The sequence below is a fragment of the Streptomyces sp. NPDC048018 genome (genome assembly GCF_043202995.1).
Taxonomy (GTDB): domain Bacteria; phylum Actinomycetota; class Actinomycetes; order Streptomycetales; family Streptomycetaceae; genus Streptomyces.
In genome coordinates, this window is sequence record NZ_JBIDBK010000002.1 from 386,579 (window position 1) to 410,225 (window position 23,647).

The 23,647-nt window shown below is 71.0% G+C and carries 22 protein-coding genes and 1 riboswitch; of the genes, 6 read left to right on the forward strand and 16 right to left on the reverse strand.

Annotated elements, in window-relative coordinates:
• Positions 1-30: 30 nt before the first annotated feature.
• The 5 genes from ACGF1Z_RS07605 to ACGF1Z_RS07625 all read right to left on the reverse strand — a co-directional run bounded on the left by ACGF1Z_RS07605 (position 31) and on the right by ACGF1Z_RS07625 (position 5,452).
• The gene (locus ACGF1Z_RS07605) at positions 31-1,245 is read right to left on the reverse strand and encodes a hypothetical protein (protein ID WP_393001032.1); all 1,215 of its coding nucleotides are present in this window, start codon (positions 1,243-1,245) and stop codon (positions 31-33) included.
• Between the two features lie 35 nt (positions 1,246-1,280).
• Entirely contained in the window at positions 1,281-2,300 is a 1,020-nt protein-coding gene (locus ACGF1Z_RS07610) for an NlpC/P60 family protein (protein WP_393001034.1), read from the reverse strand.
• A gap of 215 nt (positions 2,301-2,515) precedes the next feature.
• On the reverse strand, positions 2,516-3,544 hold the full coding sequence (locus tag ACGF1Z_RS07615) for an NlpC/P60 family protein (protein WP_393001036.1): 1,029 nt from the start codon (positions 3,542-3,544) through the stop codon (positions 2,516-2,518).
• 255 nt (positions 3,545-3,799) lie between these two features.
• Complete coding sequence (locus tag ACGF1Z_RS07620; RefSeq protein WP_393001038.1) at positions 3,800-5,164, reverse strand: NYN domain-containing protein; 1,365 nt, start codon at positions 5,162-5,164, stop codon at positions 3,800-3,802.
• Positions 5,165-5,209: 45 nt separating this feature from the next.
• Positions 5,210-5,452: a hypothetical protein gene (locus ACGF1Z_RS07625; RefSeq protein ID WP_128976779.1), complete on the reverse strand. Its 243-nt coding sequence runs from the start codon at positions 5,450-5,452 to the stop codon at positions 5,210-5,212.
• Positions 5,453-5,603: 151 nt separating this feature from the next.
• Between ACGF1Z_RS07625 and ACGF1Z_RS07630 the strand changes: the two genes are divergently transcribed.
• The gene (locus tag ACGF1Z_RS07630; RefSeq protein WP_393001041.1) at positions 5,604-6,347 is read left to right on the forward strand and encodes a rhomboid family intramembrane serine protease; all 744 of its coding nucleotides are present in this window, start codon (positions 5,604-5,606) and stop codon (positions 6,345-6,347) included.
• Entirely contained in the window at positions 6,344-6,625 is a 282-nt protein-coding gene (locus ACGF1Z_RS07635) for an Lrp/AsnC family transcriptional regulator (RefSeq protein WP_376629270.1), read from the forward strand. Before ACGF1Z_RS07630 ends, ACGF1Z_RS07635 begins: the two co-directional genes overlap by 4 nt.
• 72 nt (positions 6,626-6,697) lie before the next feature.
• Here the strand turns inward: ACGF1Z_RS07635 and ACGF1Z_RS07640 are convergent, their stop codons facing one another.
• From ACGF1Z_RS07640 to ACGF1Z_RS07665, 6 genes are all read right to left on the reverse strand, one after another.
• Positions 6,698-8,125 (reverse strand): aminotransferase class V-fold PLP-dependent enzyme, encoded by a 1,428-nt coding sequence (locus ACGF1Z_RS07640; RefSeq protein WP_393001043.1) that lies wholly within the window; start codon positions 8,123-8,125, stop codon positions 6,698-6,700.
• A gap of 180 nt (positions 8,126-8,305) precedes the next feature.
• A riboswitch (SAM riboswitch) is annotated at positions 8,306-8,422 on the reverse strand.
• Between the two features lie 89 nt (positions 8,423-8,511).
• Positions 8,512-9,576: an anthranilate phosphoribosyltransferase gene (trpD, locus tag ACGF1Z_RS07645; RefSeq protein WP_393001045.1), complete on the reverse strand. Its 1,065-nt coding sequence runs from the start codon at positions 9,574-9,576 to the stop codon at positions 8,512-8,514.
• Between the two features lie 138 nt (positions 9,577-9,714).
• Entirely contained in the window at positions 9,715-11,340 is a 1,626-nt protein-coding gene (locus ACGF1Z_RS07650) for a cytochrome bc complex cytochrome b subunit (protein ID WP_393001047.1), read from the reverse strand.
• Positions 11,337-12,389: a Rieske 2Fe-2S domain-containing protein gene (locus ACGF1Z_RS07655; RefSeq protein ID WP_393001049.1), complete on the reverse strand. Its 1,053-nt coding sequence runs from the start codon at positions 12,387-12,389 to the stop codon at positions 11,337-11,339. The genes ACGF1Z_RS07650 and ACGF1Z_RS07655 overlap by 4 nt, the downstream gene beginning before the upstream one ends.
• A complete protein-coding gene (locus ACGF1Z_RS07660) occupies positions 12,386-13,195 on the reverse strand; it encodes a c-type cytochrome (protein ID WP_393001051.1) in 810 nt (269 codons plus the stop codon). Before ACGF1Z_RS07660 ends, ACGF1Z_RS07655 begins: the two co-directional genes overlap by 4 nt.
• A 72-nt stretch (positions 13,196-13,267) precedes the next feature.
• On the reverse strand, positions 13,268-13,888 hold the full coding sequence (locus ACGF1Z_RS07665; RefSeq protein WP_393001053.1) for a heme-copper oxidase subunit III: 621 nt from the start codon (positions 13,886-13,888) through the stop codon (positions 13,268-13,270).
• A 187-nt stretch (positions 13,889-14,075) separates the two neighbouring features.
• Here ACGF1Z_RS07665 and ACGF1Z_RS07670 point away from each other — a divergent pair, with 187 nt between their 5' ends.
• The gene (locus ACGF1Z_RS07670) at positions 14,076-14,477 is read left to right on the forward strand and encodes a hypothetical protein (RefSeq protein ID WP_393001055.1); all 402 of its coding nucleotides are present in this window, start codon (positions 14,076-14,078) and stop codon (positions 14,475-14,477) included.
• A 12-nt stretch (positions 14,478-14,489) separates the two neighbouring features.
• On the opposite strand, the gene ACGF1Z_RS07675 is transcribed toward ACGF1Z_RS07670, so the two are convergent.
• The 4 genes from ACGF1Z_RS07675 to coxB form a co-directional block, all read right to left on the reverse strand.
• Positions 14,490-15,746, reverse strand: coding sequence for an Ig-like domain-containing protein (locus ACGF1Z_RS07675; RefSeq protein WP_393001057.1), 1,257 nt, complete (start codon positions 15,744-15,746; stop codon positions 14,490-14,492).
• 113 nt (positions 15,747-15,859) lie between these two features.
• A complete protein-coding gene (locus ACGF1Z_RS07680; protein WP_376629253.1) occupies positions 15,860-16,258 on the reverse strand; it encodes a cytochrome c oxidase subunit 4 in 399 nt (132 codons plus the stop codon).
• The gene (ctaD, locus tag ACGF1Z_RS07685; RefSeq protein ID WP_393001060.1) at positions 16,255-17,991 is read right to left on the reverse strand and encodes a cytochrome c oxidase subunit I; all 1,737 of its coding nucleotides are present in this window, start codon (positions 17,989-17,991) and stop codon (positions 16,255-16,257) included. The genes ACGF1Z_RS07680 and ctaD overlap by 4 nt, the downstream gene beginning before the upstream one ends.
• On the reverse strand, positions 17,988-18,953 hold the full coding sequence (gene coxB / locus ACGF1Z_RS07690) for a cytochrome c oxidase subunit II (protein ID WP_393001062.1): 966 nt from the start codon (positions 18,951-18,953) through the stop codon (positions 17,988-17,990). The genes ctaD and coxB overlap by 4 nt, the downstream gene beginning before the upstream one ends.
• A 278-nt stretch (positions 18,954-19,231) precedes the next feature.
• Here coxB and ACGF1Z_RS07695 point away from each other — a divergent pair, with 278 nt between their 5' ends.
• Positions 19,232-20,617: a cysteine desulfurase/sulfurtransferase TusA family protein gene (locus ACGF1Z_RS07695; protein WP_393001064.1), complete on the forward strand. Its 1,386-nt coding sequence runs from the start codon at positions 19,232-19,234 to the stop codon at positions 20,615-20,617.
• 117 nt (positions 20,618-20,734) lie between these two features.
• On the opposite strand, the gene ACGF1Z_RS07700 is transcribed toward ACGF1Z_RS07695, so the two are convergent.
• Positions 20,735-21,709, reverse strand: a complete 975-nt coding sequence (locus ACGF1Z_RS07700; protein WP_393001066.1) for a carbohydrate kinase family protein — start codon at positions 21,707-21,709, stop codon at positions 20,735-20,737.
• Positions 21,710-21,875: 166 nt separating this feature from the next.
• Here ACGF1Z_RS07700 and ACGF1Z_RS07705 point away from each other — a divergent pair, with 166 nt between their 5' ends.
• Positions 21,876-22,082: a hypothetical protein gene (locus ACGF1Z_RS07705; protein ID WP_393001068.1), complete on the forward strand. Its 207-nt coding sequence runs from the start codon at positions 21,876-21,878 to the stop codon at positions 22,080-22,082.
• A 60-nt stretch (positions 22,083-22,142) separates the two neighbouring features.
• A complete protein-coding gene (locus ACGF1Z_RS07710; RefSeq protein WP_393002419.1) occupies positions 22,143-23,639 on the forward strand; it encodes a hypothetical protein in 1,497 nt (498 codons plus the stop codon).
• The last annotated feature ends 8 nt before the right edge of the window (positions 23,640-23,647 follow it).

Below are 23,647 nucleotides of genomic sequence, written 5' to 3' on the forward strand. Positions count from 1 at the left end.
GCGCGATGGGGCGGGCCCGGCGGGATCCGGCTAGCCGAGCCGCTCGGCCAGGTACGCCCGCCAGCGCGCCGTGAACTCCTCGGGGGTGATGCCCAGGACGTCCGCGAGGGCCTTCTCCACGGCGCCGTCCCGGGCCGGGTGGGCGCCGACGGCGCGGTAGAAGGCGGTGAGCCTCGCCTCGCCCCAGCGGTCGGCGATCAGCGCGCAGGCCAGCCAGCCGCTCTCGTAGGCGCGGGCCAGCGCCTCCGCGTCGCCGCCGAAGGCGAACGCCTTGTCGTCCGGCAGCTCCGCCGGCCCCTCGCCGGCCCGGACGGCGCGGGCGAGTTCGGGGGCGGCCTGGGCTGCGGTGCGGCCGGTGCCGCGGTAGGCGACCCAGTCGGCGAAACCCTCGGACAGCCAGACCGGGGTGGCCCCGGTGGTCCGGGACCGGGTGGCGACGTGGGTGGTCTCGTGGGTGAGCACGAAGCCCCGGCCGAACGCGCCGAGCACGCCGTACGCGTCCGGGTTGACGATCACCCGGTCCGCGGGCGCCTTCGGCCCGCCGCCGACCTCGCCGGTGGTGACCGCCGCTATCCCCCGGTACGAGGCCGCCGGCGCGCCGAGCAGCCGGCCCATCGCGTCCACCGAGGCCGGGACCAGGACCACGATCCGGCCCGCCCAGGGCGAGGGCCAGGCCTCGCCGACCGCGGGCACCGCCCGGTCCGCCGCGTCCGCGATCTCCTTCAGCCGCTCCGGGCGCTGGCCCACGCCGAGGACCAGGCTGCGGCGGCCGGTCACCGGGGTCACCTCGCCCTGCTGCCACAGCTGCTGCGGAGCCCCGGCGGCGGCCCGGTCGCCGGTGACGTACCAGCGCCCGTCCCGCTCGGTGAGCTCCAGGACGCGCCGGCTGGTGGCGGGTCCGGAGTCGTAGCCCTCGATGCGGTAGCCGAGTTCGGCCTCGGCGGTGGCCCGCCCCGGGCCGGCCGGGTCGACGTCGGTGACGCGGTAGCTCCAGCCGCCGAGCGGGATCCTCGCGAGCCGCCGGAACTCGGTGCGGGCGGCGGGGGCGAGCGCGGGGGCGAGGCCGGCCAGGTAGCCCGCCTCGTCACGGTGGAGGAGCGCCTCGGCGTGCCGGTCGAGCAGCCGCTGGACCTCGGCGGCGGCCGGGCGCTCCGGGGCCGGGGCGGTGCATCCGGCGAGGGCGAGCAGCCCCGTCAGCAGGCACACGAGGGCGCCGCGCGCCGCCCTGCCGTCCCGACCTGCCACGCCCTCGATCGTACGGGGGATCCCCGGCGGGGGTCTCAGACCCGGGTCACGGTGACGTGCGACATCATGCCGACCGGGTCGTAGCGGACCCGCGCGCCCGGATAGGGGGCGTGGATGACCTGGCCGTTGCCCGCGTAGATGGCCACGTGGCTGGCGTCGCTGCGGTAGGTGACGAGGTCGCCCGGCTGCGCCTGGGAGAGCGGGATCCGGCGCCCCGCGTTGCGCTGGGCCTGCGAGGTGCGGGGCAGCGCGATGCCGGCCTGGCGGTACGACCAGACCATGAGGCCCGAGCAGTCGAAGGCGGACGGTCCGGTGGCGCCCCACACGTAGGGCCGGCCGATGGCGCTGCGCGCGGCGATCACCGCGGCGGCGGCGCGCGAGGGGCCGAGGTCGCCGAGCGGCGGCGGTTCCTCGCCGAGCGCTTCGCGGCCGGAGCGGGAGGCCCGGTCGAATCCGGCCCGCTCGTCGGCGGTGAGCGAGGCGAGCAGCCGGCGGGCCTCGGCCAACTTGCCCTCGACGGTGCGCTTGTGGCGGGCCACCTCGGCCCGGCTGCGCTCCAGTTCGACGAGCGTGCGGCTCGCTTCGGCGCGCTCCTGGGACCGTTCGCGCAGTTCGCGCCGGAGCTCGCCGAGCGCGACGCCCTGGCGGGCGGTGACCCGGTCGAGGGCGGAGGCCCGGTCGAGGTAGCTGTCCGGGTCGGAGGAGAGCAACAGGGCGAGGGCCGGGTCGATGCCGCCGGAGCGGTACTGGGCGCCGGCCACCGAACCGAGCGCGCCGCGCATGCGGTTGATCCGCTCCTGGCCCCGGGCGAGGCTGTCCTGCGCCAGGGAGACCGTCCGGCGCAGCCGGGCGGCCTTCTCGTCCGCCCGGTGGTAACTCTCGGTGGCCCGCTCGGCCTCCTCGAAGAGGCGGTCGACGGCCGACTGCGTCGTCAGCGTGCGCTGGCTCGCGGCACCGGGGTCGGCGTGCGCGGGGACGGCACCGAGGGCCGTGGCCGCGGTGGCCGCGGCTGCGGTGAGGACGGTGACCCCGGTGGGTCGTCGGTGGGACGCCACGGATCGCGCTCCGTTCGGTTCGACGGACTGGGCGCGGCAGACAGTAGCCGCTGATCACTCCGCGTCCAACGAAGGCGCCGGGCACACAAAGTGACGCCCCGCCGGAGACCACAAGGTCACCGGCGGGGCGTCAGGTCAGTTCGCGGCCCTGCGAACCACCCGTTCGGAGGGCGGTTCGCGGGGTGTCCGGGGCGTGCCGGACGGTTCGCGTCGCGTCAGATGCGGACGCCGAACTGGAAGGTTCCCATGTAGTCCATGGACTCGTAGCGGACCACCGCGCCCGGCTTCGGGGCGTGCAGGATGGTGTTGTTGCCCGCGTACAGGCCCACGTGGGACAGGCCGTTGAAGAAGACCAGGTCGCCCGGCTTGAGCTGGCTGCGGCCGATCTTCACGCCGTCGTTCTGCTGGGTGTACGTGGTGCGGCTGATGCCGACGCCGGCCTGGCGGTACGACCACTGGGTCAGGCCCGAGCAGTCGTAGGAGTTGGGGCCCTCGGCGCCGGAGACGTACGGCTTGCCGAGCTGCGTGGCGGCGGCGTTGAGGGCGGCGGCACCGCGCTGCGAGGCGGGCACCTCGTTGCCGAGGTCGACGCGGTCGCCGGCGGCGCGGCTGGCGCGCTGCTCGTCCTGCTGCATCTTGGCGCGCTCGGCGGCCGTCAGCGTGTTGAGCAGCTTCTGGGCCTCGGCGAGCTTGCCCTGGAACTTCTTCTTCTTCTCGGCGAGCGTCTTGCGGACGTCTTCCAGGTCGGCGAGCTTCGTCGTCGCCTCGGCCCGCTCCTGGGCCAGGGTGCGCTGCTTGGCCTGGATGGACTGCAGGACGTCGGCCTGCTTGGCGCCGAGCTGGTCGATCGCGGACGCCTTGTCGAGGTAGGTGTCCGGGTCGGAGGAGAGGAAGAGCTGGAGCGCGGGGTCGATGCCGCCGGAGCGGTACTGCGCGGTGGCGACCGAACCGATCTGGCCGCGCAGGGTGTTGAGCTCCTGCTGGCCGCGGGCCACCTTGTCCTGGAGGGCGCCGATCTCCGTCTGGAGCTTCTCACGGCGCTCTTCGGCGAGGTTGTACTGCTCCGTGGCCTCCTCGGCCTCGTGGTGCAGCTTGTCGACCTTGGACTTGACCTCGTCGATCTTGGGCTTCGGGGCCGCCTGGGCTCCGGTCTGGGCGGTGAGCGCGACGGCCGCTGCGGCGGTCGCGGTGAGCACGGTCACACGGGTGCGGCTCGGTTGCTTGGGACGACGGTGGGACGCCACTCGGGCGAGCTCCTTCTTCCTCGAGCCGCCGACCGGGCGACGGCAGGCGGGACCCACGCTGATATCCCCGATGGATGATCGACCGCGCGAAGGTTCGAGCCCCGACCCTAGTGACCATCTTGTGATCAGTTCAAATCCCAAGGGTCAAAATCTCGCTCGCTCAACACATTATTTACGCGCACCCCACGGGCAGTAGTGGGCACTTGACCCTCTGCGGATCAGAAAACGGGCAATCAGGGCGCGCGTGACGATATTTCACGAGAGGCGCGAAAGGCGCTTCAGCAACAAGGCGGACGCGACGGGTCGCGCACCGGACTTGGCGACGCCGTCCGCCACCTCGCGGTCGGTGGAGACCACCACCACCGGACGCCCCGGCGGCTCCGCCCGCACCAGCTGACGGATCAACTCGTCGGCGGTGACACCGGGCTTGGAGAAGAGCACCCGCACGCCGCGCGGCGGGGCCAGCAGCACCGGCGCCGCCAGCTCGGCCCCGTCGAAGACACAGGTGATCTCCGCGCCGGAGCGGGCCGCGAGCGCGGAGAGGCCACCGAGCAGCCGAAGCCGCTGCTTCTCCAACGGCATCGTCGGATAGCCGGTCTTGGTGACGTTGTAGCCGTCGACCACCAGATGCGCCTGGGGCAGTTCGAGCAGCTGGTCCAGCAGCGCCGGGTCGGTCTCGGACAGGGCGCGGGCGGCGATGTCCTTCGGCGACATCCGGCCGGGCTCCACCGCGTCCACGGTGTCCGCCGGGTGCATCGAGGCCGGGGGCAGGGCGAGTTCGCGCCGCAGCCCCTGCGCGGCGTCCAGCACCGTGTCCAGGAGCAGCCGCAGCCGCATGTCCTCCACCGAGCGGCCCTCACGGGCGGCCCGCCGGCTGGACTCCAGGGCGGCCTCCACCTCGCCGAGCCGGGACTTGAGCCGCCGGGTCTCGCTCTCGGCGGCCGACACCCGCGCGGCGGCCTCGGCCCTCGCGGCGTCGATGTCGGCCTGGACGCGCCGCAGCGCCGCCTCGCCGCGCTTGACGTCGCTCTGGGCGCTGCGCAGCTTGCGGTGAAGCGATTCCGCTTCCTTGCGGGCGGCCTCCAGGTCGTGCCGCAGCTGCTCGGTCTCGGCCCTGGCGCGCTCCTTCGCGCTCGCGACCTCCTCGCGCAGGCGCTCCAGCTCTCGCCGGCCGGCCTCGTCGGCGCGCTCGGCGTCGGCGCGCTCCGCCTCCTCGCCGGCCGCGGCCACGAGCTTGCCCCAGCCGGCCGGGCGCAGCACATAGGCGGCCGCGGCGATGTCGACGGGGTCGGCGGCGGCGGGCGGGGTGCCGCTCTCGACGGCGCCGGCGAGCTCGGGCTGGGACTCCTTGAACCGTTCGCCGATCCGCTGCCGGAACAGCGGATCGCTCTCCAGGGCGGCCGCCATCGCGCTCCCGGCGAACTTGGCCCGGCGGGAGGCGGTGAAGCGGGCGTACTGCCGCAGCGGGGCGGGCAGCTCGGAGACGGCCAGACCGCCGAAGGCGTCCGCGACCAGCGCGACGACCTTCCGCCGGACGGCTTCGGGCAGGGGCCGGTCGAGCGCCTCGGCGGGGTCGTCGGCCGGACCCGCCGGCCGATCACCGTGCGCGGGCTGCTCCACGATCCGTCACCCCTCTCCCTGTCGTCGCCCTCGTGGGGCCGCTTCTCAGGAAGCGGCGCCGGGCCTGTCCACCAACTCGATCTGATCCACCGCGTTGCACCAGCGGCAGCGGACCGACTCGATGGTCTCACTGACCACCTCGCGCTCCTCCACCTTGGGCTCTCCGGCGAGGTCCAGATGGACGTACTCCACGACCTTGGACGAGCGGGTCACGTCGAAGCGGGTCAGGTTGCCGCAGAGAGTGCAGCGCCAGCGGGTCTCGGCGGTCGGCAGGGGAACCGTCGTCATCGTGCCGTCCTCTTTCCGTACGAGGATTTACGGGCCCGCGGTGCGCCGTCGAACTGCGGGAGTACTGCCCGTAACCCTACGGCCTCCCGGGTCTCCCGTGTCACGGCGAGGCACTCTGTCCAGGTGGGGCCCGGTACGCCATGATCTGTCCATGATCGATTGGCGGGGCGTGGCCCTCCGAGCCTGGCGGGGCGCGCGGAACGGGCCGACGGTGACCTACGGACTCATCGCCGCCTGCGTGCTGCTGTTCGCCGTCGGACCGGTCTCGGGGCTCAACCCCCAGTACGGCACCGGCGACACCCTGCTCGCGGCGCAGAGCGCGTACTTCCAGCGGTGGGGCGTGATCCCGGCGGACCTCGTGCACGGCGAGCCGCGGGCCCTGCTCACCCCGCTGACCGCCCTCTTCGTGCACGGCAGCTGGCTGCATCTGCTCGGGAACATGCTGTTCCTGTACGTCTTCGGGGCGATGGCCGAGGAACGGATGGGAGCGGCCGGCTTCTGCCTGTTCTATCTGGGCAGCGGCTCCCTCGCGCTGCTCGGGTACGCGGCGGCGCACTTCGACGAGGTGGACGCCGAGCAGACCCTGGTCGGGGCGTCGGGGGCGATCTCCGCGGTGCTCGGGGCCTTCCTCTACCTCTTCCCGCGCTCCCGGGTGACCAGCCTGTTCCCGTTCCTCCTCTTCCTGCCGCTGCGCTTCCCGGCCTGGATCGTGCTGATCTTCTGGTTCGCGCTCCAGTGGCTGGCGGCGCGCTCGGCGGGATCGGGGCCCGGGGTCGCCTATCTGGCGCACGTGGTGGGCTTCGGCATCGGGTTCCTCTACGCGTGGGCGCGCTACAGGCGGCCGGATAGAGTGAAACCACCAGCCGCGGCCACCGAGGGAGAAAGCCAGCCGTGATCACCGCGATCGTGCTCATCAAGACCAGCGTGGACCGGATCCCCGAGATCGCCGAGGCGATCGCCGCGATCGACTCGGTCAGCGAGGTCTTCTCGGTCACCGGCACCTACGACCTGATCGCCATGGTCCGGGTGGGGCGCCACGACGACCTGGCCGACATCATCCCCGGCCGGATCTCCAAGATCCCGGGCGTCGAGGGCACCGACACGCACGTCGCCTTCCGCGCCTACTCCCAGCACGAGCTGGACGCGGCCTTCGCCATCGGCCTGGAGTCGTAGGACGGACGCACGCGAACGGTGAAGCCGGCCTCTCCCCCGCGGGAGGCCGGCTTCACCCGTACGAGGGATGGATCAGCCGCGGTCCGGGACGCAGCGGCCGTCCTCGGTGCGGTAGTTCCACCGGGCGCCGTCGCGGACGAGCTCCTTCACCGCGCCGACGAAGCGTTCCACGTGCTCGTCGGGCGTGCCGGCGCCGAAGCTCACCCGGATGGCGTTGAGCGAACGCTCGCCGGGGGCCGCCTCGGGGGCGCCGCACTCGCCCGGGTCCTGCGGGTCGCTGCCGAGCAGGGTGCGCACCAGCGGGTGGGCGCAGAACAGGCCGTCGCGCACCCCGATGCCGTACTCGGCGGAGAGCGCGGCGGCGAAGTGGGAGCTGTTCCATCCGTTCACGACGAAGGAGATGACGCCGACGCGCTCGGCCTCGTCGCCGAAGAGGGAGAGCACCCGCACCTCGGGCACCTCGGCCAGGCCCTCGCGGACCCGGGCGATCAGGTGGCGCTCGCGCGCGACGAGCCGGTCGAAGCCGGCCTCGGTGAGCGCCCTGCAGGCCGACGCGATGGCGTAGACGCCGATGACGTTGGGCGAGCCTGCCTCGTGCCGGGCCGCGGTGGTGTGCCACTCCACGTCCACGCCGCCGTCGTCCCGGCGGGCCACGGTGCGGGAGGCTCCCCCGCCCGCGAGGTAGGGGTCGGCGTCCTGGAGCCAGTCGGCCCGGCCCGCGAGCACCCCGGAGCCGAACGGCGCGTACAGCTTGTGACCCGAGAAGGCGACCCAGTCGACGTCCAGCTCCTGTACGGAGACCGGGTGGTGGGGCGCCAGCTGGGCGGCGTCCAGGACGATCCGTGCGCCGTGCGCGTGCGCGGCGGCGGCGAGTTCGCGCACCGGCCACAGCTCGCCGGTGACGTTCGAGGCGCCGGTCACGCAGACCAGGGCGGGGCCGTGGGGATCGCGCTCGGCGAGCGCGCGCTCCAGGGTCTCGACGGCCTGCCGCGGGGTCCGCGGTGCGTCCAGGTAGGTGATCCGGGCGTCCCGCCAGGGCAGCAGCGAGGCGTGGTGCTCGGTCTCGAAGACGAAGACCTGGCAGTCGGCGGGGATCGCCTGGGCGAGCAGATTGAGCGAGTCGGTGGTGGAGCGGGTGAAGACGACCTGGTCGCCGGGGCGGCAGTCGAGGAACTCGGCGACGGCGGTCCGGCTGTTCTCGAAGAGGTCGGTGGAGAGCTGGGAGAGGTACCCGGCGCCGCGGTGGACGCTGCCGTAGTACGGGGCGTACGCGGCGACGTCGTCCCACACGCGCTGCAGGGCCGGCGCGCTGGCGGCGTAGTCGAGCGCCGCGTAGGTGACCTCGCCGCCGGTGACCAGCGGGACCGTGACGTCCCTGCCGAGGACCGGCAGCGGGGCGTCGCAGCAGGCGTCGGGCTCGGCGGACGGGGCGGTGGCGATGGAGGCGGAGGCGGTGGCGACGGAGGCGGCGGTGGCGGCGGCGTTCGGGCGTGCGGACATGACGGTATCTCCCGGCATAAAAGGGGCGCGAAATGGCGTGAAGAGGCCCGCGCGACGGCAGCGCGAAGAGGGTGCCGCGTACGGGTGGTGATGGAGAAGGGGGCCGGAGGCCCTAGCGCATTCGCTTGCTCACGAGACACTGCTCCCTAGAGGACCAAGGACCCCAGGGTTGTGCGCAGGGGTCCGCGCTTGCCGCAGGCTTCTGCACGTGCGGCCTGGTCTTCACCCGGGGCACCCCGCCACGGACGGAGGGTTGCCGGACAGCCAGCCGGGGCTTTGTCGCTGTCACTCATGACCTGGTACAGAACCTATGCCAGTCGATCACGACGACGCAACCCCGTCCCGGCATCCGGGACGGGGTCGTCGTACCGCGTTCACACGGGCCCTCAGGCGTTGCTGGCGGCCACCCACCGGTCCAGGGCCCGGCGTGCGGCACCCGAGTCGACGGACTCGGCGGCCTTCGCCATGCCGGCGCGCAGCCGCTCCGCCAGGGTGCCCTCCCCCGGCTCCAGGGCGGTCAGCGCCGCCGCCGAGTTGAGCAGCACCGCGTCCCGGACCGGTCCGGTCTCGCCGGCGAGCAGCCGCCGGGCGACGTCGGCGTTGTACGAGGGGTCGCCGCCGCGCAGGGCGTCCAGGGTCACCAGCTCGATGCCGACGTCCCGCGGATCGAAGCGCTCCTCGCGGACCGTGCCCTCACGGACCACCCACACCCGGGAGGTGCCCGTGGTGGTCAGCTCGTCCAGGCCGTCGTCGCCGCGGAACACCAGGGCGGAGTTGCCGCGCTCGGCGAGCACCCCGGCCACGATCGGCGCCATGCGCGGGTCGGCGACGCCGACGGCCTGGGCCCGCACCTTGGCGGGGTTGGTCAGCGGGCCGAGCACGTTGAAGGTGGTGCGGATGCCGAGCTGGCCGCGGGCCGCGGCCACGTGCCGCAGCGACGGGTGGAACTTCACCGCGAAGCAGATGGTGATGCCGGCCTCCTCGGCGACCTGCGCGACCCGCTGCGGGGTGAGGTGCAGGTTGATGCCGAGCTTCTCCAGGACGTCGGAGGAGCCGGAGGCGGAGGACGCGGCACGGTTGCCGTGCTTGACGACCTTCGCACCGGTGCCGGCCACCACGATGGACGCCATCGTGGAGATGTTCACCGTCTTGGCGCCGTCCCCGCCGGTGCCGACGATGTCGACGGCCGGCCCGGGCACCTCGATGACGTTGGCGTGCTCGTACATCGTCCGGACGAGACCGGAGATCTCGGCGACCGTCTCGCCCTTGGCCCGGAGGGCCACCATGAACCCGGCGATCTGGGCGTCGGTCGCCTCACCGCGCATGATCAGGTCCATCGCCCAGGCGGTGTCGTCGGCGGACAGGTCCCGGCCTTCGAGGAGCCCGTTCAGGAGGGCGGGCCAGGAGCGGCCCGCCGCGGTGTCGCCTCCAGCGGGGTTCACAGCGCTCATGGTCGCTCCTGATGTGTACGTACAGCCTGGCAAGGGGTTGCCTCCCACCCTATCGATCTCCGGGAACGGCAAAGAGCCCCGTCCATCGAATGGACGGGGCTCCCGCTGTGGCGACCTACTTCATGAGGTCAGAGGTGATCAGTGGTGGCCGTGGCCGCTCTGGATCTCCTTGTACTCCTCGGAAGTGGGCTTGGCGACCTGGCTGTCGCCGCCGTAGTAGCCCTTGTTGAGCTTGACCCGGAGCTTCTCCATGCGGCCGATCTTGCGCTCCACGCCGTTCTCGTCGACGCTCGGCGGCAGCTCGGCCGGCACGTACTGCTCGTGCGCCGTGAGCTTGTACAGCTCGCCCTGGCTGAGCGGCTGGTGGACCTCGACGAACTCACCGTGCGGCAGGCGCTTGATGATGCCGGACTCGCGCCCGTGCAGCACCTTGTCCCTGTCGCGGCGCTGCAGGCCGAGGCAGATCCGCTTGGTGACGATGAACGCGATGACCGGTCCGACGAAGAAGAAGATCCGGACGAACCAGGTGATCGAGTTGAGCGACAGGTGGAAGTGCGTCGCCCAGAGGTCGTTTCCACCACCCACGAGCATGATCATGTACGCGGTGATCCAGGCGACACCGAAAGCGGTGCGCGTCGGAGCGTTGCGCGGGCGCTGCGCGATGTGGTGCTCGCGCTTGTCGCCGGTGATCCAGGACTCGATGAACGGGTAGACCGCGATCGCGGCGAGCACCGCCGGGAAGATCGCCAGCGGGATCATCACACCGAGGACCAGCGTGTGGCCCCACAGGTTGATCTCCCAGCCCGGCATGACACGGATCAGGCCCTCGGCGAAGCCCATGTACCAGTCGGGCTGGGCGCCGGTGGACACCTGGTCCGGGCGGTACGGGCCGATGGCCCAGATCGGGTTGATCGAGGCGATGGCCGCGACGACCGCGATGACACCGAAGACCAGGAAGAAGAAGCCTCCGGCCTTGGCCATGTACACGGGCAGCAGCGGCATGCCGACGACGTTCTTGTTCGTCCGGCCCGGGCCCTCGAACTGCGTGTGCTTGTGGACGAACACCAGGATGAGGTGCGCGACCACCAGGCCGAGCATGATGCCCGGGAGCAGCAGCACGTGCGCCGAGTAGAACCGGGCGACGAAGTCGCCGCCGGGGAACTCGCCGCCGAACAGGAACATCGACAGGTAGGTGCCGACGACCGGGACGGACAGGATCGCGCCCTGCATGAAGCGCACACCGGTGCCGGAGAGCAGGTCGTCCGGGAGCGAGTAACCGGTGAAGCCGGTGAACATGCCCAGGAAGAACAGCAGGAAGCCGAACAGCCAGTTGATCTCACGCGGCTTGCGGAACGCGCCGGTGAAGAACACGCGCATCATGTGCACGAACATGCCGGCGAGGAAGATCAGCGCCGCCCAGTGGTGGATCTGCCGGATGAGCAGACCACCGCGCACCTCGAACGAGATGTGCATGGTCGAGTTGAACGCCTCGGACATCAGCTGTCCCTGGAGCGGGACGTACGGTCCGACGTACTCCACCTCGTTCATCGACGGGTGGAAGAACATCGTCAGATAGACGCCCGTCAGGATGATGATGAGGAAGCTGTAGAGGCAGACCTCGCCCAGCATGAAGGACCAGTGGTCCGGGAAGATCTTCCGCATGTTGGCCTTGGCCAGCGTGTAGATCCCCAGGCGACCGTCGGCCCAGTCGGCCACCCGCTCACCGGCGGGCGCCTTCTTCTGCGTATTGGTCACAGTGCTCATCCGCGCTCCCAGAAGGCAGGACCGACGGGCTCTGCGAAGTCGCCGTGCGCCTCGAGGAAGCCCTTGTCGTTCACGCCGATCCGCAGCTGCGGAAGGGCGTGGCCGGCCGGGCCGAAGATGACGCGGGCGCCGTCGGACAGGTCGAAGGTGGACTGGTGGCACGGGCAGAGCACGTGATGCGTCTGCTGCTCGTACAGGGAGATCGGGCAGCCGACGTGGGTGCAGATCTTCGAGAAGGCGACGATGCCCTCGTGCGACCACTCGAGCTCGCGCTTGTCCTTGATGTCCTCCGGCTGGATCCGGACGATCATCAGGGCGGCCTTGGCGATCTCGACCTGGAAGTCGTGATCGTGCTCCTCGAGGCCCTCGGGCTTCGCGAAGGTCAGCGAACCGACCGCGACGTCCTCGGGACGCAGCGGCTCGTTGGTGTTCATGTTGATGAGCAGCTTGCCCTTGGCCCACAGGGTGGAGCGCAGCTTCTTCTCGGGCAGCGGACCCATGTCACGCAGGAGCATCACGCCGGAGAGCGGCACCAGGGCCAGCGCGCCGAACATCGTGTTGCGGATCAGCTTGCGGCGGCCCATGCCGGACTCGGCGGCACCGGCCGCGAAGTCCGCCATGACCTTCGCCTTGACCTCGGGCGACGCCTCCATCGGGTGACGCTCGTCGGCGACCTCGACATCGGACATCAGGGTGCGGGCCCAGTGGACCGCGCCCGCGCCGATGAAGAACAGGGCCGCACCGAGGGTCAGACCCAGGGCGAAGTTGAGCGCGGACACCCGGCCGATCGGCCAGATGTACACGATCTTGTCGACCGGGAAGATCACGTACGAGGCGATGAAGCCGATCGTGGCCAGCATCGACAGCGTGAACATGAACGCGACCGCGCGCTCGGACCGGCGGGCGGCCCGCTCGTCGATGTCCTGGATGCGCGGCTTGTGGGGCGGGAGGCCCGGGTCGGCGAACGGGTCGTCGGCGACCTTCACCGCGCCGTGCGCGGTGGCCTGCTCGGTCGGCAGGTTCTCTTCTGGATTCTCTTGGGTACTCATGACTTCTTGGCCTTAGCGGTGTGGGCCGCGACCCAGATGGCAACTGCGATCAGCGCGCCCAGACCGAAGATCCACGCGAACAGTCCCTCGCTGACGGGGCCGAGGCCACCGAGCTTGAGACCACCCGGGTTGTCGGCCTTGTCGCTGTTCACGGCCTGGACGTAGGCGATGATGTCCTTCTTCTGCTTCTCCGGCATCGTGGTGTCGGGGAAGGACGGCATGTTCTGCGGGCCCGTCTGCATGGCCTCGTAGAGGTGCTTCGGGTCCACGCCCTCGAGGGACGGGGCGTACTTGCCGTAGGTCAGCGCGCCGCCCTCACCGGTGAAGTTGTGGCACTGGGCGCAGTTGGAGCGGAACAGCTCGCCACCCTTGGCGATGTCGGCGCCCTCAGGGCTGTACTGCCCGGCCTTCGGCGTGATCGGGCCGGCGCCGAGAGACGCCACGTACGCCGCGAGCTGATCGATCTCGGCCTGCGAGTAGATGACCTTCTTCTTCGGGACCTGGGCGCCAGGCTGCTGGGCCGGCATACGGCCGGTGCCGACCTGGAAGTCCACGGCCGCCGAACCCACGCCGACCAGGGACGGGCCGTCAGAGGTTCCCTGACCGCCGGTTCCGTGGCAGCTTGCGCAGCCGACGGCGTAGAGCTTCTGTCCCTCCTCGATGGCGAGGGACTGGGCGGTTTCATCGGCCTTCGCCGTGCCCGCGGGCGCGAACGCGGCGTACAGCCCCCCAGTTGCCGCCAGCGCGAGGAGTAGGACGACGACCGCCGCCAGCGGATGGCGTCGTCGTGCGGAGAGCTTTTTCACGGATTACCCCGGTGTCAGGATCTTCTGCGTCGATGCTTGCTGGATGTGTCTCCGCCCGGAGGCGGAGCCCGATTACTTGATCAAGTAGATCGTGGCGAAGAGGCCGATCCAGACGACATCGACGAAGTGCCAGTAGTAGGACACGACGATGGCGGCGGTTGCCTGCTCGTGGGTGAACCTCTTGGCGGCGTACGTCCGGCCGAGGACCAGCAGGAAGGCGATGAGACCGCCCGTCACGTGCAGTCCGTGGAAGCCGGTGGTCAGGTAGAAGACCGTGCCGTACGGGTTCGAGGACAGCGAGAGGCCGTCGTTCTTGACCAGCTCGGTGTACTCGAAGACCTGGCCGCCGATGAAGATCGCGCCCATCACGAACGTGATGATGAACCAGGTCCGGAGCTTCTTCACATCGCCCCGCTCGGCGGCGAAGACGCCGAGCTGGCAGGTGAGGGAGGAGAGCACCAGGATCGTGGTGTTCGTCGCGGAGAACGGAAGATTCAGGGCCTCGGCCTGTTCCGTCCAGAACTCCGCGCCCATCACGGATCGCAGGGTGAAGTACATCGCGAAGAGGGCCGCGAAGAACATCAGCTCGGAACTCAACCAGATGATGGTTCCGACGCTGGTGAGGTTCGGTCGATTGACCGACGGGTGCGCGTGCCCGGTATCTACTGTCGTTACTGTCGCCACGACCGACATTATGTCGGTCGCTTATCCCGCCCTCACTCCGGGGGGTGCCGTTCGGAGTGTCCGGGGCGCGTGTCCAGCCCGAACGGCCCATCCGGAAGCCGTTCCGGCACCCTTCGAACAGGTGTTGAACGGGTGTTGACGGGGTGTGGACCGGAGTAGCATCCGCGCAACGGCCGACCACCTTCACGGAGGAACGATGCAGTCGAGCGCCACGGTCCTGGTCTACAGCGACGACGCGAACACCCGCGCGCAGGTCCGCCTCGCGGCCGGGCGCAGGCCCGCCGCCGATGTTCCCCCGGTCGAGTTCGTCGAGTGCGCGACGCTGCCCGCGGTCCTGGCGGCGCTGGACGAGGGCGGCATCGACGTGTGCGTGCTCGACGGCGAGGCGGTGCCCGCCGGCGGCATGGGAGTGGGCCGGCAGATCAAGGACGAGGTCTTCCGGTGCCCGCCGGTCCTGCTGCTGATCGGGCGCCCGCAGGACGCCTGGCTGGCCACCTGGAGCCGCGCGGACGCCGCGATCACCCTTCCGGTGGAACCGGTGGAGTTCGCGGCGTCCCTGGCGTCCCTGCTGCGTTCGCGCCTGTCGATCGCCTCCTAGGCGCCCCTCGGCCTAGAGGGAGGGGCGCAGCCGGGCCTTGGCGTCCTCGGTGACGGTCGGGTTCCCGCCGTCCGTCACCAGGGCGCTGCCCTTGCGCCATTTGTCCCAGTCCAGGTTCCAGTCGCCGAAGCCGTTCCCGAAGGTGTCCATGGTGTCGCCCAGGCTGTTGACGACGCGGACGATGTCACCCGGACGGACGGTCTGGTAGAACCAGGCCGCGTTGTCGGTCGACATGCCGACACAGCCGTGGCTGACGTTGGCGGCCCCCTGGGAGCCCACGGACCAGGGCGCGGCGTGCACGTACTCGCCGCTCCAGGTCACCCGTGTGGCGTAGTAGACCGGGAGGTCGTACGACTCGGAGCTGCCCTCGGCTATCCCGATGCTGGTGCCCCGCATCCGGACGTAGTACTCCTTGCCGAGGACCACTTTGATCCCGTTACGGGTGGAGAAGCCCGGTTTCCCGGTGGTCACCGGAATGGTGTTGATCACTTCTCCGTTCTTGCGCACCGTCATGTAGTGCGAGCCGGCGTCCGCGACCGCTTCTATGCGGTCGCCGATGGTGAGCCGCAGCGGCTTGGACGCACCGCCGTAGAGCTTGTCGCCGACCTTGAGGCCGTCCAGGTTGCCGGTGACGGTGACGGAGGCGCCCGCGGGCCAGTACTCCTTCGGACGGAAGTGCAGCTTCTTGTCGTCCACCCAGTACCAGGAGCCCTCGACGGCGGGCGAGGAGCGGACCTTGAGGGCGCGTTCGACGACCGCCCGGGCCGCCCGGTCCTTCACCGGGAGGCTGAGTTCGGCGGTGATCGGCTGCCCGACCCCGTACGTGCCCGCCTCCGGGCCGAAGGCGGCGGTGAGCGCCCGTGCGGCCGGGGCCGTCTCGAACGTGAACGTACGGGCCCCTGGGGCGCCGTCGGCGTCCTCGGTGGCCACCCGGACGGTGTAGCGGACGCCGGCCGCCAGGGCGGCCGTGGAGCGCCACTTGCGCCCGTCCGCGGTCAGCTCGCCGGCCAGGTGGTGGCCCGACTCGTCGGTGGCGGTGACGTCGGTGATGCGCCCGTCGTCGCCCTTGGCACTGATCTCCAGCGGCTTCTCGGGATCCGCCTTCTTCCCCTCGGCCGGGGCGTTGAAGGAGACCTCGTCCGCCGCGTCGTAGGGCCTCGCCGTCAGCGGGTGGTCCCCGGCGCCCGCGCACGCCGTGGCGCCCGCGGTGACGGTGAGGACCAGAAGAGTGCAGATCGGAACTATCCGAATGCGCGGCGTGTCGTTCATGACCTCACGCTAAGAACATTCCTCGCGTGCGGCGCGCCGAGCGCATGCAAACGAGGGGCCCGGTCACTTCGCGTGCGAAGTGACCGGGCCCCTCGGGGCGTTACGGGGTCCTGCTACTGGTTCTGGTTCTCACCGCGGTAGAACTCGAACACCCAGCCGAAGATGCCGACCAGGATCAGCGGGGCCGAGAAGTACAGCAGCCACCAGCCCATCGCGATGGCGAGGAAGGCGAGCGCACCGCCGATGGCCAGCGAGAGCGGCTGCCAGCTGTGGGGGGCGAAGAAGCCCACCTCGCCGGCCTCGTCCGCGACGTCGGCCTCCTTGTCGTCCTGCGCCATCGCGTCGACCCGCTTGGCCGTGAAGGCCAGGTAGTAGCCGATCATGATGCACAGGCCGAAGGCCAGGAACAGCGCCGTCGTACCGACCGGCTCCTTCGACCACACGCCATAGAGCACTGCCATGGCGAGGACGAAGACGCTCAGCCAGATGAACATCTTGCCCTGGATCTTCACTTGCCGGCCTCCTTGCCGCCGGTGAGGGCCTCAGCCTCGTGCCCCTTGTTCTCGAGCTGGTCGAGAGCGGCGATCTCCGGGTGGTGCAGGTCGAACGCCGGGGATTCCGAGCGGATCCGCGGCAGGGTGAGGAAGTTGTGCCGCGGCGGCGGGCAGGACGTCGCCCACTCGAGCGAACGGCCGTAGCCCCACGGGTCGTCGACCTCGATCTTCTTGCCGTACTTGGCCGTCTTCCAGATGTTGTAGAAGAACGGCAGGATCGACAGGCCGAGGAGGAACGACGAGATCGTGGAGATCGTGTTCAGCGTGGTGAAGCCGTCGGCCTCGAGGTAGTCCGCGTAACGACGCGGCATGCCCTCGGCACCCAGCCAGTGCTGCACCAGGAACGTGCCGTGGAAGCCGATGAACAGCGTCCAGAAGGTCATCTTGCCGAGGCGCTCGTCCAGCATCTTGCCCGTGAACTTCGGCCACCAGAAGTGGAAGCCGGAGAACATCGCGAACACGACGGTGCCGAAGACGACGTAGTGGAAGTGCGCCACCACGAAGTACGAGTCCGAGATGTGGAAGTCCATCGGGGGCGAGGCCAGGATGACGCCGGTCAGACCACCGAAGGTGAAGGTGATCAGGAAGCCGACGGCCCAGAGCATCGGGGTCTCGAAGGACAGCGAGCCCTTCCACATCGTTCCGATCCAGTTGAAGAACTTCACGCCGGTCGGGACGGCGATGAGGAACGTCATGAAGGAGAAGAACGGGAGGAGCACGCCACCGGTGACGTACATGTGGTGCGCCCACACGGTCACGGAGAGACCGGCGATCGCGATGGTCGCGGCCACCAGACCGATGTAGCCGAACATCGGCTTGCGGCTGAAGACCGGGATGACCTCGGAGATGATGCCGAAGAACGGCAGGGCGATGATGTACACCTCTGGGTGTCCGAAGAACCAGAAGAGGTGTTGCCACAGCAGCGCGCCGCCGTTGGCCGCGTCGAAGACGTGGGCGCCGAACTTGCGGTCCGCCTCCAGGGCGAACAGCGCGGCCGCCAGGACCGGGAAGGCCAGCAGGACCAGGACACCGGTCAGCAGCACGTTCCAGGTGAAGATCGGCATGCGGAACATCGTCATGCCCGGAGCGCGCATGCAGATGATCGTGGTGATGAAGTTGACCGAACCGAGGATCGTGCCGAAGCCGGAGAAGGCCAGACCCATGATCCACATGTCCGCGCCGACGCCCGGCGAGCGGACCGCGTCCGACAGCGGGGAGTAGGCGAACCAGCCGAAGTCGGCGGCACCCTGCGGGGTGAGGAAGCCGGCCACGGCGATGATCGAGCCGAACAGGTAGAGCCAGTAGGCGAACATGTTCAGCCGCGGGAACGCCACGTCGGGCGCGCCGATCTGCAGCGGCATGATCCAGTTGGCGAAACCGGCGAACAGCGGCGTCGCGAACATCAGCAGCATGATCGTGCCGTGCATCGTGAACGCCTGGTTGAACTGCTCGTTCGACATGATCTGCGTACCCGGACGGGCCAGCTCGGCGCGCATGAAGAGCGCCATGAGGCCACCGATGCAGAAGAAGGCGAACGACGTGACCAGGTACATCGTACCGATGGTCTTGTGGTCGGTGGTCGTCAGCCACTTCACCACGACGTTGCCGGGCTGCTTGCGGCGTACCGGGAGCTCGTTCTCGTACGAGTCCTCAGCCGCGGCCGCCCCGTGGGGTTCGTTGAGAATGCTCACAGCGTGTTCTTCTCCGCATTCCTGGCCGGGTCCGTCTGCTCAATGCCCGACGGGATGTAGCCGGTCTGCCCCTTCTCCGCCAGCTCCTTCAGGTGCGCCTGGTAGCGCTCCGGGGAGACCACCTTGACGTTGAAGAGCATCCGGGAGTGGTCGACACCGCACAGCTCGGCGCACTTGCCGAGGAAGGTGCCTTCCTGCGTCGGAGTGACCTCGAAGGAGTTGGTGTGACCCGGGATGACGTCCTGCTTCATCAGGAAGGGGACCACCCAGAAGGAGTGGATGACGTCACGCGAGGTCAGGACGAACCGGACCTTCTCGCCCTTGGGCAGCCACAGGGTCGGGCCGGGGTTGCCGGTCTGCGGGTTCCGGGTGCCGGGGATGCCGGCGTCGTAGACACCGCCGGCGTTCGCCACGAAGTCTTCCTTGAACTTGTCCGGAATCGCCGCGAGGTTCTTGTCCGTCTTGGCGTCGCCGGTCACACCGGGCACGGGCTCGATGTAGTTGAAGCCCCAGCTCCACTGGTAGCCGACCACGTTGACCGTGTGCGGCGGCTTCGGGGTGAGCTCGAGGAGCTTCGACTCATCGCGCGCGGTGAAGTAGAAGAGCACCGAGACGATGATGAGCGGGGTGACCGTGTACAGCGCCTCGATGGGCATGTTGTAACGGGTCTGCGGAGGTACCTCGACCTTGGTGCGGCTGCGCCGGTGGAAGATGGTGGCCCAGAGGATCAGGCCCCACACCAGGACGCCGGTGGCGAGCGCAGCCGCCCACGAGCCCTGCCAGAGGGAGAGGATCCGCGGAGCCTGTTCCGTCACCGGGGTGGGCATTCCAAGGCGGGGGAAGTCTTCCCAGTTGTACGAGCAGCCGGTGGCTGTCGCCAGGATCAGGCCCGCAGTCAGCACCTGCGGCAGCTTCCGCCGCATCGGGCGCCGCGACGAGCGGTCGGAGCCGTTGGGACTCACGTAGCGCCTTCCCGAGAGTCTCGGCCCGCGTTGGTCGGCCACGGCCGTCCGTCTCGCTGGTCGGTCGCCGCCCCGGCCGCGGGCAGGGGTTTGGATGTTTATGCGGACCAAACCCTACTGGACGCTATTTGGGGTCGCGCGGGGAGGGTGCCCAACGCGCCGTCCGGGCCCCCGAAGGGGTGGACTCCTTCGTTCCCCGGGCGGGTTCCGGGGGGCCGATCGGCGGTGCGGGCGGGCCTTCTGACGGGCCTTTACCCGGTCGGGGATAGCGTGGCCGGATGCCGTACTTCGACGCCGCCAGCGCGGCTCCGCTGCACCCCGTCGCCCGTCAGGCCCTGCTCGCCTCCCTGGACGAGGGCTGGGCCGACCCCGCCCGGCTGTACCGCGAGGGGCGGCGGGCCCGGCTGCTGCTGGACGCGGCGCGGGAGGCCGCGGCGGAGGCCGTGGGCTGTCGCCCGGACGAGCTCGTGTTCACTCCTTCGGGGACGCGCGCGGTTCACACCGGGGTCGCGGGGGCGCTCGCGGGGCGTCGGCGTGTCGGGGACCGGCTCGTGGTGTCGGCGGTCGAACACTCTTCCGTACTGCATGCCGGCGAGGCGTTCACGGCGGCGGGCGGCACGGTGACCGAGGTGCCGGTGGGGCGGACCGGGGCCGTGGACCCGGCGGCCTTCGCCGCGGCCCTCGATCCCCGGACCGCGCTCGCCTGCCTGCAGTCCGCCAACCACGAGGTGGGCACCGAGCAGCCGGTGGCCGAGGTCGCGGCGGCCTGCCGGGCCGCCGGGGTGCCGCTCCTGGTGGACGCCGCGCAGTCGCTCGGCTGGGGCCCGGTGCCGGAGGGCTGGTCGCTGCTGGCGGCGAGCGCGCACAAGTGGGGCGGCCCGGCGGGGGTGGGGCTGCTCGCCGTGCGCAAGGGGGTCCGGTTCGCGCCGCAGGGTCCGGCGGACGAGCGGGAGTCGGGACGGGCGCCCGGTTTCGAGAACCTGCCGGCGATCGTGGCGGCGGCCGCCTCGCTGCGCGCCGTACGGGCGGAGGCGGCGGCCGAGGCGGCGCGCCTGCGGGGTCTGGTGGAGCGGATCCGGACCCGGGTGCCGGAGCTGGTGCCGGACGTGGAGGTGGTGGGTGATCCGGTGCGCCGGCTCCCCCATCTCGTCACCTTCTCCTGTCTCTATGTCGACGGGGAGACGCTGCTGGCCGAGCTGGACCGGGAGGGTTTCTCCGTTTCGTCCGGTTCGTCGTGCACGAGTTCGACGCTGACGCCCAGCCATGTGCTGCGCGCGATGGGGGTGCTGAGCGAGGGCAACGTCCGCGTGTCGCTCCCGTCCGGCACCTCGGAGGAGGACGTGGACCGGTTCCTCGCGGTCCTGCCCGGTGTCGTCGGCTCCGTACGCGAGAGCCTGGGCGCTCCACGGCCGGCCACCGTCTCCGCCGGCGCTCCGGACACCCTCGTGGTCGACGCCCTCGGCAAGCGCTGCCCGATCCCGGTCATCGAGCTCGCCAGGGTGATCGGCGGCGTACCGGTGGGCGGCACGGTCACCGTCCTCTCGGACGACGAGGCCGCGCGCCTCGACATCCCGGCCTGGTGCGAGATGCGGGGCCAGGAGTACCTCGGCGAGGAGCCGTCGCCGAAGGGCGGGACGGCGTATGGGGTGCGCCGGGTGGCGTAGCCCGTACGCCACCCGGGACGCGCCGGAGCCCCGGGCACACGGCCCGGGGCTCCGGCGCGGACGTCTCCCTGGAGGGCCGGACCTCGGGGACGGGTCCCGAAGGCCGGACTCCGGCGGTCAGGCGAGGTGCGCCCGGACCTCGGCCGCGGCCTCGTCGCCGTACGCCTTGGTGAAGCGGTCCATGAAGTTGGCGCGGCGCAGGGTGTACTCCTGGGTGCCCAGGGTCTCGATCACCAGGGTGGCGAGCATGCAGCCGACCTGGGCGGCGCGCTCGTGGCCGACGCCCCAGGAGAGGCCGGTGAGGAAGCCGGCGCGGAAGGCGTCACCGACACCGGTGGGGTCGACCTTGGCCTCCTCCTCCGGGCAGCCGACCTCGATCGGGTCCTCGCCGACCCGCTCGATGCGCACGCCGCGCGAGCCGAGGGTGGTGACCCGGTGGCCGACCCGGCCGAGGATCTCCTCCTCGGTCCAGCCGGTCTTCGACTCGATGAGGCCCTTCTCGTACTCGTTCGAGAAGAGGTAGGTGGCGCCGTCGAGCAGCGTGCGGATCTCCTCGCCGCCCATGCGGGCGATCTGCTGCGAGAAGTCGGCCGCGAAGGGGATCTCGCGGGTCCGGCACTCCTCCGTGTGGCGCAGCATGGCCTCCGGGTCGTCGGCGCCGATGAGGACCAGGTCGAGGCCGCCCACGCGGTCGGCGACGGCCTTCAGCTCGATCAGCCGGGCCTCGCTCATGGCGCCGGTGTAGAAGGAGCCGATCTGGTTGTGGTCCTTGTCCGTGGTGCACACGAAGCGGGCGGTGTGCAGGACCTCGGAGATGCGGACGGAGCCGGTGTCCACACCGTGCCGGTCGAGCCAGGCGCGGTACTCGTCGAAGTCGAAGCCGGCCGCGCCCACCAGGACCGGACGGCCGCCGAGCTGTCCCATGCCGAAGGAGATGTTCGCCGCGACGCCACCCCGGCGGACGTCGAGGTTGTCGACGAGGAACGACAGGGAGACCGTGTGGAGCTGGTCCGCCACGAGCTGGTCGGCGAACCGGCCCGGGAAGGTCATGAGGTGGTCGGTGGCGATGGAGCCGGTGACTGCGATACGCACGGCTGGGTGCTCCTGCGGAAGTCGTAGAGGCGCGCGAAGCGCTCGTGGTGGGCGACGGGCGGGAATGACAGTTCACGCTACCGGCTGCGGGCCCGGAATCCGAACAGGGGAAACTACCCCAGAGTAGGCCTTTTCCCCGAAGGCCGAGCGTGCTTACGGTGCCGCCATGACCCAGTACCCCGCTCCTCGTGAGCCCCAGGAGTCCGAGTTCAGCCTCGCCGAGCTGTGCGGAGACAGCGCGCGGATGGCCCCGCACTGGGTGATCCCGTCCGAGCCGGCCGCCGCGCCCGTGTCCCCCGCGCTGATCCACGGCGTGGACGTGCCCGCCGATTCGGCCCGGCTGATCGCCGCCACATCCGAGTACGGAGGCTGAGGGCGCCTCCCAGGGAACCGTTCGCGCGCCGCTCCCGTCCCAGAGGTGTCTTCCGCAGAGATGCACGGTCTGGAGGAGCGCGCGGTGAGCAGCAGTACGGAGAACCGGCCCAGTAAGCACGGTCCGCTCCTGGTCGCCTCGGTGGCGGCGGGAGTCCTCCTCGTGGGCGGTGGCGGCGTGTACTACGCCGCCACGGCCTCGGGTGACGGCGGTGGCGGCGACAGTGCGTCGAAGAACGCGCCCGCCGCTCCCCCGCCACTGCGCCTGGGCGGGCAGAGCGGCGGCGCGGGGATCGCGCCGGGCGAACCCGATCCGGGCGGCGACCCCGCGGGGACCGTCTACCAGGCCGAGGGCCCGCTCCCCGCGGGGCCCTCCTCGGCCGCGGTCCACCGGCCCGAGGGCCGGGTCAGCGCGGCGGAGGTGACCCGGCTGGCGACGGCACTGGGCCTGGCGGGCACCCCGCGGCTGGTGGGCGAGGTGTGGCAGCTGGCTCCGGAGAAGGACGGCTCGGGACTGCGCCTGGACGTCTCGGTGAAGGCGCCGGGGAGCTGGACCTTCAGCCGCTACGAGGGCGGGCCGGTGGGCGACACCTGTCTGAAGGGCAAGGCCTGTCCGCCGCCCGGTGAGGCGAAGCCCTCGCGCGGCGGCTCCCCGGTGAGCGAGGCCGCGGCGAAGGCGGCGGTGGCACCGGTCCTCAAGGCGATCGGCCAGGACGACGCGAAGCTGGACGCGCACCAGGTCATGAACGGCTCGGAGCGGGTCGTCAACGCCGATCCGGTGGTGGACGGCCTGCCCACGTACGGCTGGTCCACCGGGATCCACGTCGGCCCCGACGGCTCGCTGGTGGCCGGCAGCGGACGACTGAAGGAGCCCGCCAAGGGCTACACGTATCCGGTCGTCAGCGCGAAGAAGGCACTGGCCGACCTGAACGAGGACGCGAAGGGGAGCGGGCCGGTCGGCATCGGCGGCTGCGCCACGGACCCGCCGGCCGGCACGGCTGCGGGGCAGGGCGCGAAGCCGGGTGACAGGCCGGACGCACCCTGTCAGGTCGCGGTGGACAAGGCGCCGCCGCACGAGGTGGCGGTGACCGGCGCGGTCTTCGGCCTGGCCGCGCAGTACCTGGAGGGCGAGCAGGCGCTCGTACCGGCGTGGCTCTTCACGGCGCGGGACGCCGCGCCCGGCAGCAGGCCGTACACGGTGGCGCGGACGGCGGTGGACGCCCGGTACCTGGCGCCGCCGGCCCGGCCGGCGCCCACGCCCACTCCCCCGCCGGACCAGGGGACGGCGCCCGAGCGGCAGCTCTCCTCGTTCACGACGGACCCGGGCGGCCGGAAGCTGTCGGTGACCTTCTGGGGCGGGGTGTGCAGCACCTACACGGTGACGGCCGAGGAGAGCCCGCAGCAGGTCGTGGTGCGGATCACGGAGAAGCCGACCGATCCGGACCGGGTGTGCGTCGCGATGGCCGTGGAGATCACCAAGGCGGTGACGCTGCGGGCGCCGCTGGGTGACCGGCCGGTCGTGGACGGGGCGAGCGGGCAGCCCGTGCCGCGTCCGTGAGCCCGCCG

What these genes read in the sequence shown, in the direction of transcription:
- ACGF1Z_RS07625 (WP_128976779.1), bottom strand. Translation starts at nt 5,452, where the DNA reads ATGACGACGGTTCCCCTGCCGACCGCCGAGACCCGCTGGCGCTGCACT.
- ACGF1Z_RS07630 (WP_393001041.1), top strand. Translation starts at nt 5,604, where the DNA reads ATGATCGATTGGCGGGGCGTGGCCCTCCGAGCCTGGCGGGGCGCGCGG.
- ACGF1Z_RS07640 (WP_393001043.1), bottom strand. Translation starts at nt 8,125, where the DNA reads ATGTCCGCACGCCCGAACGCCGCCGCCACCGCCGCCTCCGTCGCCACC.
- trpD (WP_393001045.1), bottom strand. Translation starts at nt 9,576, where the DNA reads ATGAGCGCTGTGAACCCCGCTGGAGGCGACACCGCGGCGGGCCGCTCC.
- ACGF1Z_RS07650 (WP_393001047.1), bottom strand. Translation starts at nt 11,340, where the DNA reads ATGAGCACTGTGACCAATACGCAGAAGAAGGCGCCCGCCGGTGAGCGG.
- ACGF1Z_RS07655 (WP_393001049.1), bottom strand. Translation starts at nt 12,389, where the DNA reads ATGAGTACCCAAGAGAATCCAGAAGAGAACCTGCCGACCGAGCAGGCC.
- ACGF1Z_RS07665 (WP_393001053.1), bottom strand. Translation starts at nt 13,888, where the DNA reads ATGTCGGTCGTGGCGACAGTAACGACAGTAGATACCGGGCACGCGCAC.
- ACGF1Z_RS07670 (WP_393001055.1), top strand. Translation starts at nt 14,076, where the DNA reads ATGCAGTCGAGCGCCACGGTCCTGGTCTACAGCGACGACGCGAACACC.
- ACGF1Z_RS07675 (WP_393001057.1), bottom strand. Translation starts at nt 15,746, where the DNA reads ATGAACGACACGCCGCGCATTCGGATAGTTCCGATCTGCACTCTTCTG.
- ACGF1Z_RS07695 (WP_393001064.1), top strand. Translation starts at nt 19,232, where the DNA reads ATGCCGTACTTCGACGCCGCCAGCGCGGCTCCGCTGCACCCCGTCGCC.
- ACGF1Z_RS07705 (WP_393001068.1), top strand. Translation starts at nt 21,876, where the DNA reads ATGACCCAGTACCCCGCTCCTCGTGAGCCCCAGGAGTCCGAGTTCAGC.
- ACGF1Z_RS07710 (WP_393002419.1), top strand. Translation starts at nt 22,143, where the DNA reads ATGCACGGTCTGGAGGAGCGCGCGGTGAGCAGCAGTACGGAGAACCGG.